The organism is Lysobacter sp. yr284 (genome assembly GCF_900107375.1).
Classification (GTDB): Bacteria; Pseudomonadota; Gammaproteobacteria; order Xanthomonadales; family Xanthomonadaceae; genus Lysobacter.
Map to the genome: position 1 here is coordinate 42,663 of NZ_FNPT01000016.1, position 14,660 is coordinate 57,322.

The 14,660-nt window shown below is 70.1% G+C and carries 12 protein-coding genes; 10 read left to right on the forward strand and 2 right to left on the reverse strand.

Annotation, left to right across the window (positions count from 1 at the left end; translation table 11 throughout):
• Positions 1 to 209: 209 nt before the first annotated feature.
• From BLV01_RS19195 to BLV01_RS19215, 5 genes are all read left to right on the forward strand, one after another.
• Positions 210 to 2,171 (forward strand): M1 family metallopeptidase, encoded by a 1,962-nt coding sequence (locus BLV01_RS19195; RefSeq protein ID WP_091803683.1) that lies wholly within the window; start codon positions 210 to 212, stop codon positions 2,169 to 2,171.
• 12 nt (positions 2,172 to 2,183) lie between these two features.
• Positions 2,184 to 3,164 carry an alpha/beta fold hydrolase gene (locus BLV01_RS19200; RefSeq protein WP_091803690.1) on the forward strand — a complete coding sequence of 327 codons (981 nt, stop codon included), beginning with the start codon at positions 2,184 to 2,186 and terminating at the stop codon, positions 3,162 to 3,164.
• Positions 3,161 to 3,892, forward strand: coding sequence for a hypothetical protein (locus BLV01_RS19205; RefSeq protein ID WP_091803696.1), 732 nt, complete (start codon positions 3,161 to 3,163; stop codon positions 3,890 to 3,892). Before BLV01_RS19200 ends, BLV01_RS19205 begins: the two co-directional genes overlap by 4 nt.
• Before the next feature lie 52 nt (positions 3,893 to 3,944).
• Entirely contained in the window at positions 3,945 to 4,640 is a 696-nt protein-coding gene (locus BLV01_RS25690; RefSeq protein WP_139178867.1) for a hypothetical protein, read from the forward strand.
• Between the two features lie 158 nt (positions 4,641 to 4,798).
• Positions 4,799 to 5,611 (forward strand): GH25 family lysozyme, encoded by an 813-nt coding sequence (locus BLV01_RS19215; protein ID WP_091803704.1) that lies wholly within the window; start codon positions 4,799 to 4,801, stop codon positions 5,609 to 5,611.
• Between the two features lie 52 nt (positions 5,612 to 5,663).
• On the opposite strand, the gene BLV01_RS19220 is transcribed toward BLV01_RS19215, so the two are convergent.
• Together BLV01_RS19220 and BLV01_RS19225 are read right to left on the reverse strand one after the other, a co-directional pair.
• A complete protein-coding gene (locus BLV01_RS19220; protein ID WP_091803707.1) occupies positions 5,664 to 6,665 on the reverse strand; it encodes an alpha/beta hydrolase family protein in 1,002 nt (333 codons plus the stop codon).
• Between the two features lie 253 nt (positions 6,666 to 6,918).
• Complete coding sequence (locus BLV01_RS19225; protein WP_091803710.1) at positions 6,919 to 7,851, reverse strand: carbohydrate kinase family protein; 933 nt, start codon at positions 7,849 to 7,851, stop codon at positions 6,919 to 6,921.
• A 480-nt stretch (positions 7,852 to 8,331) separates the two neighbouring features.
• Between BLV01_RS19225 and BLV01_RS19230 the strand changes: the two genes are divergently transcribed.
• From BLV01_RS19230 to rodA, 5 genes are all read left to right on the forward strand, one after another.
• Positions 8,332 to 9,378 (forward strand): rod shape-determining protein, encoded by a 1,047-nt coding sequence (locus BLV01_RS19230; RefSeq protein WP_057949112.1) that lies wholly within the window; start codon positions 8,332 to 8,334, stop codon positions 9,376 to 9,378.
• A gap of 185 nt (positions 9,379 to 9,563) precedes the next feature.
• Positions 9,564 to 10,775: a rod shape-determining protein MreC gene (gene mreC, locus BLV01_RS19235; RefSeq protein WP_091803713.1), complete on the forward strand. Its 1,212-nt coding sequence runs from the start codon at positions 9,564 to 9,566 to the stop codon at positions 10,773 to 10,775.
• Positions 10,772 to 11,257, forward strand: a complete 486-nt coding sequence (mreD, locus tag BLV01_RS19240; RefSeq protein ID WP_091803716.1) for a rod shape-determining protein MreD — start codon at positions 10,772 to 10,774, stop codon at positions 11,255 to 11,257. Before mreC ends, mreD begins: the two co-directional genes overlap by 4 nt.
• Position 11,258: 1 nt before the next feature.
• Positions 11,259 to 13,523, forward strand: a complete 2,265-nt coding sequence (gene mrdA / locus BLV01_RS19245) for a penicillin-binding protein 2 (protein WP_091803718.1) — start codon at positions 11,259 to 11,261, stop codon at positions 13,521 to 13,523.
• The gene (rodA, locus tag BLV01_RS19250) at positions 13,520 to 14,635 is read left to right on the forward strand and encodes a rod shape-determining protein RodA (protein ID WP_091803720.1); all 1,116 of its coding nucleotides are present in this window, start codon (positions 13,520 to 13,522) and stop codon (positions 14,633 to 14,635) included. The genes mrdA and rodA overlap by 4 nt, the downstream gene beginning before the upstream one ends.
• Positions 14,636 to 14,660: the final 25 nt, after the last annotated feature.

A 14,660-nucleotide genomic window follows, 5' to 3' on the forward strand; every position in this document is an offset into this window, starting at 1 on the left:
GCCGGCCGGTCGCCGGGCGCTGGCCCGATCCGGGTTGCGTCCCCGGCCGCGACCGCGGTCGCGGCGCCGGTCGCGCGCGGTCGCCGGCGCCGCTCCGCCTGCCTCGCGCCGCCGCGCGGGCGGCGTGCGCGCCGACTGCCAAGATGCACAAGCCCCGGCGCGGGGCGAGGCGCTACACTCGGCCATTCACCGGCTTCCGTGGTTTTCCGATGCGCATTTCGATCCTGTCCGTCTGTCTCGTCGCGGCCCTCGCCGCCGCCGGCTGCTCGCGCGAATCCGCGCCCGCCAGCGACTCGTCCCCGCCCGCCGCGACCCCGGAGGCCAAAGTGAGCGACACCGCCGTTGCCGCGGCCGACCGCGACGAACATTCCTACGCCCAGCCGGACCGGGTCCGCATCGACGACCTGGCGCTGGAGCTGAAGGTCGACTTCGCCGCCAAGACCCTGGCCGGCAGCGCCACCTACACGCTCGACTGGACCGACCCCAAGGCCACCGAGCTGGTGCTCGACACCCGCGAGCTGAAGATCGAGAAGATCGCCGGCGAAGGCGCCGACGGCAAGTGGCAGGACCTCAAGTTCGCCCTGGCCGACGCCGACAAGACCCTGGGCAGCAAGCTCACCATCGACGCGCCGCAGCGCAACAAGCGCATCCGCGTGGCCTACGTCACCTCGCCGGGCGCGTCCGGCCTGCAGTGGCTGGAGCCGTCGATGACCGAGGGCAAGAAGCAGCCCTTCATGTTCAGCCAGTCGCAGCAGATCCACGCGCGTTCGTGGGTGCCGCTGCAGGACACGCCGAGCGTGCGCTTCACCTACACCGCGCACGTGACCGCGCCGAAGGACGCGATGGTGCTGATGAGCGCCGACAACGATCCCAAGGCGGCGCGCGACGGCGACTACAGCTTCAAGATGCCGCAGAAGATCCCCTCGTACCTGCTCGCCATCGCCGCCGGCGACCTGACCTTCCAGCCGATCTCCAACCGCAGCGGCGTGTGGGCGGAACCGGCGATGGTCAAGAAGGCCGCGAACGAGTTCGCCGACACCGAAAAGATGATGGAGACCACCGAGAAGCTCTACGGTCCCTATCGCTGGGAGCGCTACGACATCCTGGTGCTGCCGCCGTCGTTCCCGTACGGCGGCATGGAGAACCCGCGCCTGACCTTCGCCACCCCGACCGTGATCGTCGGCGACAAGTCGCTGGTGTCGCTGGTCGCGCACGAACTCGCGCACAGCTGGTCGGGCAACCTGGTCACCTTCAGCAGCAGCAAGGACGGCTGGCTCAACGAAGGCTTCACCAGCTACGTCGAGAACCGCATCGTCGAGGCGCTGTACGGCAAGGAGCGCGCCGACATGGAGAACGTGATCGGCCGCAACGAGCTGGCCGCCGAGTTCAAGACCATCGACCCCAAGCTGCAGGCGCTGGCGCTCAAGCCCGGCACCCTGAAGGACCCCGACGACGCCTCCAGCGCGACGGTCTACACCAAGGGCGCGTGGTTCCTGCAGTTCCTCGAACAGCGTTACGGCCGCGAAGCGTTCGACCCGTTCCTGCGCAGCTACTTCGACCACTTCGCGTTCCAGTCGATCCCGACCACCAAGTTCGTCGAGTACGCCAAGGCCAACCTGCTGGCCAAGCATCCGGGCAAGGTGACCGAGGCCGAGCTGGACGAGTGGATCTACGGCCCGGGCATCCCGGCGTCGGCGCCGGCGACGGTGTCGCCGCGCTTCGACGCGGTCGACGCCGCGCGCAAGGGCTGGGTCGAGGGCGGCAAGCTGCCCGAGGCCGCGGCCACCGCGAAGTGGAGCACGCAGGAGTGGGTGCACTTCATCGAAGGCATGCCGGAAACGCTCAGCGTCGAACAGCTCAAGGCGCTGGACGCGGCCTATAAGTTCACCGGCACGCCCAACGGCGAGATCGCCCAGCGCTGGTATCCGCTGGCGGTGCGCAGCGGCTACCACGACGCCGACAAGGCGATCGCCGCGTTCCTGGAAAAGATCGGCCGGCGCAAGCTGATCATGCCGACCTACACCGAACTGGCGAAAACCCCCGAGGGCCTGAAGCTGGCCGAGGACACCTTCGCCAAGGCCAGGCCGGGTTACCACCCGATCACCACCGGTTCGGTCGAGGCGGTGATCGCCAAGGCCAAGTCGGCGCCGGCCGCGGCGGCGGGCCAGTAACACGACGGGCGCATGCGCAAGCCTCGCGCCCTGCTGAAGACGGCCGCCCTCGTGGCGGCCGTCTTGCTGTGCGCGCTGGCGATCTGGCTGTGGCCCGATCCCTATCGCGTGGTGCTGGCCGACTACGCGCGCCAGCGCTGGCAGGCCGGGCTGACCCGCAACGCGGCCAAGATCGACGACCACCGCTGGGTCTACGCCTACAACGACGACGCGCCGGCGAACGCGCCGACCGTGGTGATGATCCACGGCTTCACCGGCAGCAAGGAAAACTGGTATCCGCTGGCGCAGCGCCTGCGCGGCCGCTACCGCCTGTTCGCGCCGGACCTGCCCGGTTGGGGCGAAAGCGAGCGCAAGGCCGGCGGCGACTACGGCTTCCTCGCCCAGAGCGCGCGGGTGGCGCGTTTCATCGAACAGGTCGCGCGCAAGTCCGGCAGCGAGGTGGTGCTGCTCGGCCATTCGATGGGCGGCGGCATCGTCGCGCTGACGACCGCGCGGCATCCGCGCGAGGTCGACCGCATGGGCCTGTTCGACGCCGCCGGCGTGCGCTTCAACGACAACGCCTTCGGCTTGGCGGTGCTGCGCGGCAAGAACCCGTTCGCGGTCGACGATGCGGCTTCGCTGCAGCGCTACATCGACATCGTGTTCTACGACGACGCGGCCAAGCCGGTCATCCCGTGGCCGGCCAGCCGCATCTACATCGACAAGCGCCGCCGCGACGCCGCGTTCGAGCAATCCGTGCTCGACAACATCGGCCGCAGCGACGAACGCTTCCTGCCCGGCATCCAGGCCGCCGGGATCCGCCAGCCGTCCTTGCTGCTATGGTGCGCGCAGGACGTGGTGATCGATCCCAGCGCGCTGGACCTGTACGCCGCGCGCCTGCCGCAGGCGCAGCGCGTGTTGCTGCAGGGCTGCGGCCACATGTCGATCGTCGAACGCCCGCAACAAGCCGCCGACGCGGTGAACCGACTGATAACCGAGGCCCGCCCGCGATGAACGTCCGCCACGCCACCGCCCTGCTCGCCGCCGCGATGATCCTGGCCGGCTGCGACAAGCCCGATCCCAAGGCCGCCGAAGCCGCCCAGGCCGCGCAGAAGGAGCAGGCCGCCGCGGCCGAAGCCAAGAACTTCGACAGCGCCTACGCCGGGCAGAAGTGGGACATGGCCGCCGCCTACGGCGAGATCGTGACGTCGAAGTACGCCGGCACGCCGACCGCCGAACGCATCCGCGCCCAGTACGAGGAGGCGCAGGGCAAGGCCAAGGCCGCGCGCGAGCAGCGCCGGGTCGAATCGCTATGGTCGTACATGAGCACGCCGGTGAAGCTGGCCAAGGGCAAGGACGGCATCCAGCTGTCGGCCTCGATCTACGCCAAGGCGAACGTGGAGACCGACGGCAGCACCCCGCGGCCGGTGCAGCTGATCTTCCGCGACCACCCCGACTGGGGCCGCAGCAGCTACCTCGTGCTGCAGGTCGGCGACTTCAATTGCTACGGCGGCTGCAAGCTCAAGGTCGCCGTGGACGGCAAGACCAAGACCATGGCCGGCAGCCGGCCCAAGACCGACGAGGCCATCGCCATGTTCGTCGAGGACGAGCGCGCGTTGTGGCGGCTGCTCGGCGGGGCGAAGGAGTTGAGCATCGAGTTCCCGGTCAAGGCCGGCGGCACCCGCACCGCGACGTTCGAGGTGGGCGGGTTGAAGCCGGAGAAGATGCCGGGCTGGAAGTGAGGCGGCGCGACAGCGCCGACAGCCAGCCGCGAGCCGCGGACGAGGGGGACGAATGGATTCGCGAAGCAGGGGATGGGGATTCGCGCTGGTGTTGGCGTCGATGCTGTTCCTGGTACCAGTATCGTTGGCGAGCGCGCAAACGGACGAACCACGGGCGGGTACGTCCGCTGAAGAACAGGATTTCAAGGTCGAGCTCGAACCGCCCAAGGCTGGCAGCCTGCGCGCGAAGGCGCTGGCGGCGCTGACGTCGCTGGATCGGGCGCAGGCATTGACCCTGTACTCGTTGCAGCCCTGGCCAACGCCGCGCACGCCTGCTGCCTGGTACAAATTGCCCGAGGCGGAGCAGTCCGAACGAGTCGCCGCTTTTTTCGAAAAAGATCGGCGCCGATGGTGCCGGGGGCACGCGTGCATCGAGGCCAATCGCGTCCTCGGCCGGGTGGAAACGAGCGGCGCCGACCGCCTCGCTGTGTTGCAGGCCGCGCGCGACGCGCTCGGCAAGGTGCCGAATTTCGGTTATGCCTGCGCGGCGGAGTATCGTCATGCGATCGCATTCGCCGATCAAGGGCATCGGTACGAAATCCTGTTGTGCTACCACTGCGGACAGGTCAAGGTCGTGGTGGACGGCAAGGAACGCAGCGGCGACCAGTCGGCCTACGAAATGGGCGATCTGCGCACGATCGACGCGATCCTGACTCGGGCCGGCGTGCCCCTCGCCAAGGGCGCCGACGCAGGCGACGAAGACGAATAACGGCGCCTGGATCGAGCGCCATGCATTCGCGGTATCGCTCCGCCCCGGCGCCGGGCTGAATGCAGTCGCAGCGTCGTCGCCCCGGCTCTGGCCAGGCGCGGGTCGCTGGGAAAGAATAGCCGCGTGGCCACGGACGCGGCTGCGCACGGATCCGACTCATGCCCGACAAGCTCGCTCCCGCCCGTTGGCGCCGCATCGCCTGGCGCACGTTGATCTTCGCCGCCACGGCGTTGGCGATCGGCATCGCCGCGCGCTGGTGGTTCCTGCACTGGCAGCCCGACCGCGCGCGCTATCGGCTGCGCGGCATCGACGTGTCGCATCACCAGGGCGCGATCGACTGGAAGGCGGTCGCGCGCGACGACGTCGCCTTCGCCTACCTGAAGGCCAGCGAAGGCGGCGACCACCGCGACCGCCGCTACGCCGTCAACGAACGCGACGCACGCGCGGCCGGCGTCCCGGTCGGCGCGTACCATTTCTTCACCTTCTGCCGTACCGGCGCCGAGCAGGCGGCGAACTTCCTCGCCGCCGCGCCGGCCATCGCCGACGCGCTGCCGCCCGCAGTGGATCTGGAATTCGGCGGCAACTGCGGCCGCCGCCCCGACGGGGCGGCGATGCGCGCCGAACTCGACGCGTTCCTGGCGCCGGTGGAGGCCGCGTACGCCAAGCCGGCGCTGTTGTACGTGACCCCGGAATTCTTCGACGCCTACCGCGACGCGCTGCCGCCGCGGCCGCTGTGGCGGCGTTCGATCCTGCACGCGCCGGATTCGCGCGCCGCGTGGACGTTGTGGCAGTACCACAACCGCGCGCGGGTCGACGGCATCGACGGGCCGGTCGATCTCAACGTATTCGACGGCGACGCGGCTGCGTTCGCGCGCTGGCGCGACGCGCCCGCGCAACCGCGCGATCTACCTGTAGGAGCGGCGCGAGCCGCGACCGCGGAGCCGCCGGTCGCGACGGAAGTTTCCCCGTAGCTGCGGATTCGCGGTCGCGGCTCGCGCCGCTCCTACAGGGGGATCGCGAAGTTCACTTTCCCTTGAACTGCGCGTCGAAGAATTTCACCGCCGCGGCGTTGATGTCGCGATGCGCCGCCGCGCGATCCACGCCCGGCGCGTCGGTGCAGATCGCCGGCACCTGTTTGGCGAAGCCCGCGCTGCACGGCGGCAGGAACACGTAATGCCCGGCGCCGGGCACTTCGGCGAAGCCGGCCAAGTGCGGCAGCAGCGGACGGATGCGCAGGCCGTTGTCGGCCGGCGCCAGCACCTGGTCCTTCTGCGCGATGTACAGGAACACCGGGTGCTTCATCGCGCGGAAGCTGTCCGCGTCGAACAGGATGCTGAAAGGCGCCATCGCGAAGCCGGCGCGCACGCGCGGGTCCACGGTCGGCGGCGGATCGGCGATGGTGCGCATCGTCGCCGGCAGAGGCCGGTCGCACAGCTCCGGCAGGCCCGGATGCCGTTCGCAGTATTTCGGGAACAGGTCGAAGTCCGGCTTGGCGCCGAGCAGCAGCAGCGTGGTGTAGCCGCCCGCGGAGAAACCAGCGGCGCCGATCCGCTTGGCGTCGATATGCGCGCCGATGCGTTTGTCGGCGAGCGCCGCGTCGATGGCCGCGCTGGCCTGCCAGGCGCGGCCGAGCAGGGCGCGGTCGGTGCCGGCGCCGCGGCTGTCGTCGTAGCTGTCGCCGGTGTGCTGCGGCATCACCACGATGTAGCCGTGGCGCGCCAGCGCCGCGGCGAGGTCGTGGTGGCCGTACATGCTGCCCAGGTGGCCGTGCGAGAGCACGATCAGCGGGAACGTGCCGGCCTTCGGCGCGGCGTCGCGCTGGGCTTGCACGGAGTAGGGGCCGACTTCGGCGATGGCGTCGGGCTTGGCCTCGGCGCTGGGGTAGAGGATCGCGACGGGCACCTGGGTGCCGGTGGTCGGCTCGCGGGTTTCGAGCGTGCCCAGGCCGACGCCGTCGGCGTGGGCGGAGCCCGCGGCGAGGGCGAGCAGCAGCGGCAGCAGGCGGGGCGCGGTGCGGCGCGGCATGGGGCGGGTCCTGGCGAGGAGGTCGCGCCGATTCTATGCCCGCCGCGGCGCCACTCGCATGCCCCCCTGTAGGAGCGGCGCAAGCCGCGACCGCGGGGCGGCAGATTGCGCCGAAAGCTTCCTGCGCCCGCACGGTTGCGGCGTTGTTGTGGATTCGCGGTCGCGGCTTGCGCCGCTCCTACAGGGGAGCGCATCGCCAAAAAAAATCCCGGCCGAAGCCGGGATTTTTCGGGTGTCGCGACCGCCGCCGCGCTTACAGCGCGTAACCGAACTGCTGGCGGAACTGCTCGGCGAACTCGGCGTAGTCGAAACGCTGGTTCTGGGTGCCCGGGTGTTCGACCTTCAGCGCGCCCATCAGGTTGCCCATGCGGCCGATGGTCATCCAGTCGTAGCCCTTCTCGATGCCGAAGATCAGGCCGGCGCGGAACGCGTCGCCGCAGCCGGTCGGATCGGTCACGCGGCGCTCGTACGCCGGCGGGATGGTGTAGGTCTCTTCCGGCGTGTGGATGATCGCGCCGCGCGGGCCGAGCGTGGTGATGTAGGCCTTCACCCGCGACACGATCTGCTTCTCGTCCCAGCCGGTGCGGGTCTGCAGCAGGTTCGACTCGTAGTCGTTGACCACGACGTAGTCGGCCTGCTCGATGAACGCGCGCAGCTCTTCGCCGTTGAACAGCGGCATCGCCTGGCCCGGATCGAAGATGAAGGGAATGCCGAGCTCGCTGAATTCCTTCGAGTTCTGCAGCATGCCCTCGCGGCCGTCCGGCGCGACGATGCCGAAGGTGACGCCGGCGACGTCGCGCACGTGGTTGCTGTGCGAGTTCGACATCGCGCCGGGATGGAACGCGGTGATCTGGTTGTTGTCCAGGTCGGTGGTGATGAAGCACTGCGGCGTGAACTGCTCTTCGAACACGCGCACGCAGTCCAGGCGGATGCCGTAGGACTCCAGGTGCGTGCGGTACGGGCCGAAGTCCTGGCCGACGGTGGCCATCGGAATCGGATCGCCGCCGAGCAGCTTGAGGTTGTAGGCGATGTTGCCGGCGCAGCCGCCGAACTCGCGGCGCATGCGCGGCACCAGGAACGAGACGTTCAAGATGTGGACCTTGTCCGGCAGGATGTGGTTCTTGAACTGGTCCGGAAACACCATGATGGTGTCGTAGGCCAGCGAGCCGCAGATCAGCGCAGACATGTAGGTTCACCCCGAAGATTGTTATTGGACGCGTCGTCGTCGCGGACGGGAAAATCGGCGAGCGCCAGTCCGCGAATGCAAGAACGGGCGGTTTGTGGCCGCCCGGCGGCGGTAGCGTAGCCGCTGGACGCGCGCGCGGCCAGTTTTTTGCGCATCGGGGCCGCCTTGCCGGCGGGCCGGTCCCGGTTGCGGGCGGCGAATCCGGCCCCGGCCCCGGCCGGACCCCGGTCGCGCGGCCGGGCCGGCCTCCCCCGAAGGCGACCCCGCCGGGCCGGTCCCGGCGCCCCCCGCCCGCGCCCGCCGACCCGCCCCGGCGAGGCCCCGACCTAGGGTTATCCCCAGGGTTCCGGGCCGCTGCCGGCGGGCCTTGGCTGAATAGCCGGCGGCGCCCGAAACCGTTGATTTTCCTTGCTCGCAGGGGGGGCGATTGCTAGGCTAACGGCCCCGCTCCGCCCCCATTTTTGACGGCCCAATCCCCCGATGTTCAAGAAGTTTCGCGGCATGTTCTCCAACGACCTGTCCATCGACCTGGGCACGGCGAATACCCTCATTTATGTCCGCGGCCAGGGCATCGTGCTGAACGAGCCGTCCGTGGTCGCGGTGCGCCAGGACCGCATGATCGGCGGCAACCGCACGGTCGCGGCGGTCGGCGGCGAGGCCAAGCAGATGCTCGGCCGCACCCCGGGCCACATCACCACCATCCGGCCGATGAAGGACGGCGTCATCGCCGACTTCACCTACACCGAGGAAATGCTCAAGCATTTCATCCGCAAGGTGCACAAGTCGCGCTTCCTGCGCCCGAGCCCGCGCGTGCTGGTGTGCGTGCCGTGCGGCTCGACCCAGGTCGAGCGCCGCGCGATCAAGGAATCGGCCGAGGAGGCCGGCGCGCGCGAGGTCTACCTGATCGAGGAACCGATGGCCGCGGCGATCGGCGCCGGCATGCCGGTGACCGAGGCGCGCGGCTCGATGGTCGTGGACGTCGGCGGCGGCACCACCGAGGTCGCGGTGATCGCGCTCAACGGCATCGTCTACTCGGCCTCGGTCCGCATCGGCGGCGACCGCTTCGACGAATCCATCATCAACTACGTGCGCCGCACCTACGGCACCCTGATCGGCGAAGCCACCGCCGAGCGGATCAAGCTCGAGATCGGCTGCGCCTACCCGCAGGAACGCGCCAGCACCGTGGAGATCTCCGGCCGCAACCTCGCCGAGGGCGTGCCGAAGATGGTCACCATCAACTCCAACGAAGTGCTCGAGGCCCTGCGCGAGCCGTTGTCGGGCATCGTCTCGGCGATCAAGCTGGCGCTGGAGCAGACCCCGCCGGAGCTGTGCGCCGACGTCGCCGAGCGCGGCATCGTGCTGACCGGCGGCGGCGCCCTGCTGCGCGACCTGGACCGCCTGATCAGCGAGGAAACCGGCCTGCACGTGCAGGTCGCCGACGACCCGCTGACCTGCGTCGCCCGCGGCGGCGGCCGCGCGCTGGAACTGGTGGACATGCACGGCAACGAGTTCTTCGCGCCGGAGTGATCCGCGCATCGCTCCACACGCGCGGCGCGCGCGGACTGCATTTCCCCCGATGCCGTCCGCTCATGCGCCCGCCGCGCGATGCAGCAGGTAAGATCCAAACCGAGCTCCATCGTCACGCGCGCAGCGAACTTTCGCTGCGTTCGCGTTTCTACTCCCTCTGATTCCGACAGCGACCTTCCGGCCCGATGCCCCCTTACGCCGGCCCACCCACCGCAGCCCGCAGCGGCGAAGTCGCCGACACCTTGCGCCTGATGGCCTACCTGGCGCTGGCGCTGACCCTGATCGTGCTCGATCACCGCGGCGGCTGGCTGAGCCAGGCGCGCAAGCAGGCCGCGACCCTGGTCGCGCCGCTGTGGGCCGTGGCCGGCTGGCCCGGCCGGCTGATCGAGCGGGTCAGCGACGACGCCGGCACCCTGAGCCAGCTCACCGACGAAAACCGCCGCCTGCGCAACGAGGCGCTGCTGAACCAGGCGCGCATGGCCCGGCTGCAGTCGGTCGCCGCCGACAACCAGCGCCTGCGCGGGCTGCTGGAAGTGGCCGAGCGCGGCAACCTCGACGTGGTGCTGGCGCCGATCCTCGACATCGACCTGGACCCGTCGCGCCAGCGCCTGATCCTCGATGCTGGCAGCCGCGAGCGCCTGCGCGTGGGCCAGAGCGTGATCGACGCCGGCGGCCTGATCGGCCAGGTCACCGGCATCACTCCGCTGCACTCCAGCGTGCTGCTGATCACCGACCCCTCGCACGCGGTGCCGGTCAACGTCGCCCGCAACGGCGTGCGCCTGGTGGTCTACGGCGAAGGCCGCAGCGACCGCCTGACCCTGCGCAGCGTGCCGCTGTCCAGCGACGTGCGCGTCGGCGACGTGGTGGTGACCTCGGGCCTGGGTGGGCGCTTCCCGCCGGGCTTCCCGGTCGGCACCATCGCCGCGCTCAAACCCGACGACAGCCGCGCCTTCCTGGTCGGCGAAGTGAAGCCGGCCGCGCAGCTCGACCGCGGCCGCGAAGTGCTGGTGCTGCTGTCGTTGCCGCCGCCGCCGGTGGACACCGCCGACTTCGACACCCAGCCGGCGGTGGCCGAGACCGCCTCGGCCTCCACGCCGCAGGCCCAGGCCGCGGCCGAGCAGGCCGCCGCGCAGCGCTTGAGCGAGCTCAAGCAGCGCAAGCCCAAGCCGCGCAGCGCGACCGCGCCGGAAGAACTGAAGTCCGAAATCGAGCCGGCGCCGCCGGCCGCGGCCGCGCGCTCCAACGCCGGCGCGAACGCGGACGCCGCCGCCGGCAACCGTAACGCCGCTGCGCCCGCCGCGCGCCAGTCGGCGCCGCGCGCGCCGGCGCCCGCGCCCGCGCCCTCGGCGGCGCCCGCCCGCACCCCGCCGCAGAACGCACAGGAGCCGCAGCGATGACCCGCGCCCGCCACCACTGGGTGTTGCCGGTCAGCCTGGTCGCCGCGCTGGCGCTGAGCCTGCTGCCGATGCCGCAGGTGCTGGCGCCGCTGCGCCCGTTCTGGCTCGGCCTGGTCCTGGCCTACTGGGTGATCGAAGACCCCGAGCGCGTCGGCCTGGGCTTCGCCTTCGTCGTCGGCCTGTGCGGCGACCTGGTTTCCGACGGCCTGCTCGGCGAACAGGCGCTGCGGCTGGTGGTGATGGCCTTCATCCTGCAGCGCTTCCGCGCGCGGCTGCGGTTCTTCCCGCTGTCGCAGCAGGCGCTGGCGATCGGCGGGCTGATGCTCAACGACCGCATCGTCACCGCCGTGGTCCACATGGTGCTGCGCGAGCCCTCGCTGCCGACCACCTACTGGTTCGCGCCGCTGGTCGGCATGGCGTTGTGGCCGGTGATCTTCCTGCTGCTCGACGCGCTGCGCCTGGGCACCTGGCGGAGGCGCTGACATGGGCCCGCGCCGCCGCCTGCTCAACCGCCGCCCGCGCGTGCTCAAGAACACCGCGGCCGAGGCCGACCAGTTCCGCCTGCGCGCCGCGGTCGCGTTCTTCTTCGTCCTCATCGGCGTGGTCGGCCTGGGCTTCTGGTACTTCCGCCTGCAGGTCTGGCAGCACGACGACTACGCCATGCGTTCGGAGCAGAACCGGGTCAAGCTGCGCCCGGTGGTGCCCGGGCGCGGGCTGATCTACGACCGCCGCGGCCGCATCCTGGCCGACAACGTCCCCGCGTTCCGCATCGAAGTGACCCCGTCGGAAGCCGGCGACAGCGAGAAATGGCTGCCGCAGCTGGCGCGGGTGGTCGCGCTGACGCCCGAGGACATCTCGCGCTTCGAAGCCGAGCGCAAGGCCACCCGCGGCTTCAAGCCGATCGTGCTGAAGCTGCGCGTCAGCGACGAGGAAGTCGCCGCGTTCGCGGTCGACCGCTGGCGCTTCCCCGGCGTCGAGCTGGTGTCTTACCTCAACCGACGCTACCCGTACGGCGAGTTGTTCGCGCATGTCATCGGCTATGTCGGCCGCATCGACACCAAGGACCAGGAAGCGCTCGGGGTCAATGCCGGCGTGCTGACCCACATCGGCAAGACCGGTCTTGAGCGTTCCTACGAACAGCAGCTGCGCGGCCAGGTCGGCTACGAGCAGATCGAAACCAACGTCGACGGCCGCCCGATCCGCCAGGTCGGCCACGTCCCGGCCAAGCCCGGCGCCGACCTGCGCCTGAGCATCGACCTCGACCTGCAGCGCGCGATGGTCACCGCGTTCGGCGACATGGACGGCTCGGCCGTGGCGGTGGACCCGCGCACCGGCGAAGTGCTGGCGATGGTCAGCCTGCCCAGCTACGACAGCAACCTGTTCGTCAACGGCATCTCCAGCACCGACTACAAGGCGCTCAACGAAGACCCCTCGCGCCCGCAGTTCAACCGCAACGTGCTCGGCGGCGGCCCGCCGGGTTCGACGATGAAGCCGTTCATGGCCCTGGCCGGCCTCGACAGCGGCACGCGCCGGGCCGAAGACAAGATCCTGTCGACCGGCGAGTTCCACATCCCGGGCCAGAAGCGCGGCTACCGCGACTCGCACGGCGGCGGCCACGGCTGGGTGGACCTGCGCGAATCCATTGCCCAGTCGGTCAACACCTACTACTACAAGCTCGCCCTCGACATGGGCATCCAGAAGGTCGACCAGTACATGCTGCGCTACGGCTTCGGCCAGAAGACCGGCATCGACCTGCTCGGCGAGAACATCGGCATCCTGCCGTCGCCGGAGTGGAAGGCCAAGCGCAACAAGAAGGAAGGCTGGTACCCGGGCGAGACCGTCATCGCCGGCATCGGACAAGGTTACTGGGTGGTGACCGCGCTGCAGCTCGCGCGCGGCACCGCGGCGATCGCCAACAACGGCACCCTGCGCCAGCTGCACCTGGTGCGCGAGATCCGCACCGGCTACGAATCGCCGTGGCTGCCCAAGGAACTCAACGAACCCACCCGCATCACCGACAATCCCGCGCACCTGCAGGCCGTGCACGAAGGCATGGAATCGACCATCCACGGCGGCCGCGGCACCGCGCGGATCATGGCGCGCGGCGCGCCGTACCGCATGGCCGGCAAGACCGGCACCGCGCAGAAGGTCAGCCGCAAGGGCAACGTCAGCCTCAACCCGCACTCGCTGCCGTACCACCTGCGCCACCAGGCGCTGTTCGTCGGCTACGCGCCGGCCGAAAACCCGACCATCGCGGTGGCGGTGGTGGTCGAACACGGCGGCTACGGCGGCAGCACCGCCGCACCGATCGCGCGCAAGATCTTCGACGCCTGGCTGCTGGGCAAGATGCCCGAAGCGCCGCCGAGCAAGGACGGCAAGCCCGCACCGACCGTCGCCCCGCTGGCGGTGGCGCCGGGCGCAGCGCCGACCGTCTCGCCCGGCCAGGCCCCCGGCGAAGGCGCCGTGGTGCCGGCCGAACTCAAGGTCGTGGCGGTGCCGGTCAACGGCGCTTGGGCCAAGGCGGTGGCGATGGCCAACGCCCGCGTCGCCGCGCAGCCCGGCCACGTGCCGCAGGCTGCGGCCGGCGCCGAAGCGGGTTTGCAGGCGAACCTGCCCGGCTACGTAGCGCCGCCCGAACAGGCCGCCGACGGCGCCGCGCCGCCCGCGCGCCACGACGACGCCCTGATCGAACCCAACCTCGACCCCGAAGACGACGACGTGAGCCCGACCGTGGAGCCGCAGCGGTGAGAGTGATCCTGCGCTACCTGTGGGACCTGGGCCTGCGCTTCACCCGCACCCTCGACCTGATGATGCTGGCCGCGTTGCTCGCGCTGATGGTGATCGGCCTGGCCGTGCTCTACAGCGCCGGCGAACACTCCACCCGCATGGTCTTCGCCCAGGGCTCGCGCTTCGCCGTCGGCCTGGCCGCGATGTGGGGCCTGTCGCGCATGTCGATCACCCAACTGCGCAACTGGACGCCGTTGATCTACGCCGTATCGATGATCCCGCTGCTGGCGGTGCTGGCGATCGGCACCGGCAAGCACGGCCGCCATTGGATCGACTTGAAGGTGTTTTACTTCCAGCCGGCCGAGCTTTTGAAGCTGAGCCTGCCGATGATGGTGGCGTGGTACCTCAACCGCCAGCAACTGCCGCCGAAGTTCCTCAACGTACTGATCGCCGGCGTGCTGATCGGCGCGCCGACCGTACTGATCCTGCTGCAGCCCGACTTCGGCACCGCGATGCTGGTCGGCATCAGCGGCGCGTTCGCGCTGTACCTGGCGGGCCTGTCGTGGTGGTGGTTCGTTGCCGCGTTCGGCGCGGTGTCCGCGATCGCGCCCGCCGCGTGGTTCTTCCTGCTGCGGCAGTACCAGAAAGACCGCATCCTGACCTTCCTCAACCCCGAAACCGACCCGCTGGGCACCGGCTGGAACATCATCCAGTCCAAGATCGCCATCGGTGCCGGCGGGATGACCGGCAAGGGCTGGCTGCAAGGCTCGCAGTCGCACCTGAACTACCTGCCCGAACACACCACCGACTTCATCTTCGCCGTGCTCAGCGAGGAGTTCGGCTGGGTCGGCGTCATCACCGTGCTGTCCCTGTACCTGTTCGTCGTCGGCCGCTGCCTGTGGATCGCCGCCGGCGCGCGCGACGGCTACTCGCGCTTGATCGCCGGCGCGTTGGGGTTGGCGTTCTTCGTCTACGTCATCGTCAACGGCGGCATGATTTCCGGGTTGCTGCCGGTGGTGGGCGTGCCGATGCCGTTGCTGAGTTACGGCGGCACCTCGGCCGTCTCGCTGCTCGCCGGCCTGGGTGTAGTCATGGCGGTGCGAGCCCACAAGCCGGTACACGGCGGGCGCTAACCGCATGGCCTACCTGTAGGAGCGG

Bases quoted from the DNA above. Each gene is read 5' to 3' on its own strand.
- BLV01_RS19230 (WP_057949112.1), top strand. From the start codon at position 8,332: ATGTTCAAGAAGTTTCGCGGCATGTTCTCCAACGACCTGTCCATCGAC.
- BLV01_RS19225 (WP_091803710.1), bottom strand. From the start codon at position 7,851: ATGTCTGCGCTGATCTGCGGCTCGCTGGCCTACGACACCATCATGGTG.
- mreC (WP_091803713.1), top strand. From the start codon at position 9,564: ATGCCCCCTTACGCCGGCCCACCCACCGCAGCCCGCAGCGGCGAAGTC.
- BLV01_RS25690 (WP_139178867.1), top strand. From the start codon at position 3,945: ATGGATTCGCGAAGCAGGGGATGGGGATTCGCGCTGGTGTTGGCGTCG.
- BLV01_RS19215 (WP_091803704.1), top strand. From the start codon at position 4,799: ATGCCCGACAAGCTCGCTCCCGCCCGTTGGCGCCGCATCGCCTGGCGC.
- mreD (WP_091803716.1), top strand. From the start codon at position 10,772: ATGACCCGCGCCCGCCACCACTGGGTGTTGCCGGTCAGCCTGGTCGCC.
- mrdA (WP_091803718.1), top strand. From the start codon at position 11,259: ATGGGCCCGCGCCGCCGCCTGCTCAACCGCCGCCCGCGCGTGCTCAAG.
- BLV01_RS19195 (WP_091803683.1), top strand. From the start codon at position 210: ATGCGCATTTCGATCCTGTCCGTCTGTCTCGTCGCGGCCCTCGCCGCC.
- BLV01_RS19220 (WP_091803707.1), bottom strand. From the start codon at position 6,665: ATGCCGCGCCGCACCGCGCCCCGCCTGCTGCCGCTGCTGCTCGCCCTC.
- BLV01_RS19200 (WP_091803690.1), top strand. From the start codon at position 2,184: ATGCGCAAGCCTCGCGCCCTGCTGAAGACGGCCGCCCTCGTGGCGGCC.
- BLV01_RS19205 (WP_091803696.1), top strand. From the start codon at position 3,161: ATGAACGTCCGCCACGCCACCGCCCTGCTCGCCGCCGCGATGATCCTG.